At 37.7% G+C, this 387-nt stretch carries 1 pseudogene (cut by both window edges); it reads left to right on the top strand.

From position 1 onward, the window contains the following. Positions 1-387: pseudogene (locus tag COV52_02275) on the top strand (hypothetical protein) (it extends past both window edges: 324 nt to the left, 183 nt to the right).

Genomic DNA, 387 nt, shown 5'->3' with positions numbered 1-387 from the left:
ATTAAAGATCATATTAAGCAAAGTAATAAAAAGCTCTTTATTAATGCGCGCACCGATGTATATTGGGCAAGGCATATTGATTTTGATAACCGAGAAGCTGAAGCCTTAAAACGTCTTAAAGTTTATGAAGCTGCTGGCGCAGACGGTTTATTTATTCCAGGTTTAAATGATTTTGGAACGCTTTCAAACTTCACGCAAACTTTATCATGCCCCATTAATATTTTGGGTGGTGAAAATTTGGATTACAGCAAGACTCAGCAAGCTGGCATAAAACGAATCAGCGTTGGCTCTTTACCCATGCGTTTTGCACTAACCCATCTACACTCGCTAGGTCAGTCTGTGTTACAGGGTCAATTTGATCGTTTTGAAAATATACTTTCTTATGAT

The organism is Gammaproteobacteria bacterium CG11_big_fil_rev_8_21_14_0_20_46_22 (genome assembly GCA_002796245.1).
In the GTDB taxonomy this organism is placed as follows: Bacteria; Pseudomonadota; Gammaproteobacteria; order UBA12402; family UBA12402; genus 1-14-0-20-46-22.
The sequence above is the reverse complement of the archived record's forward strand: the minus strand, read 5'-3'. Positions and strand labels throughout refer to the sequence as shown.